At 39.4% G+C, this 279-nt stretch carries 1 protein-coding gene; it reads left to right on the top strand.

The window, feature by feature from the left end; genetic code table 11:
* Positions 1-279: IucA/IucC family protein (locus tag ACG9ZL_RS21255; RefSeq protein ID WP_419361921.1), on the top strand; the 279-nt coding region annotated here is incomplete at both ends.

Genomic DNA, 279 nt, shown 5'->3' with positions numbered 1-279 from the left:
GTTATATGGACATCCATTTCATGTGACCTCAAAAGCCAATCTAGGCTTTTCTAAAGAGGATATGAAAAAGTATAGCCCAGAGCTAGGTGCGACGTGTCAGTTACACTACTTCGCAGTGCATTCATCCTTAATCCAAAAACTTGTCAGCGATAATAATATTGATCAACTGATTGAAGTAGACGTTTTGAAGCATGCACAACACCGACTCAAAGATGACTTCGAAAATTATGAAATTTTGCCTACACTTCCGTGGCAAGCAAACTTTTTACTCCTACACCC

It is taken from the genome of Acinetobacter legionensis (assembly GCF_048551735.1).
GTDB lineage: Bacteria > Pseudomonadota > Gammaproteobacteria > Pseudomonadales > Moraxellaceae > Acinetobacter.
This window is presented reverse-complemented; position numbering and strand designations above follow the sequence as displayed.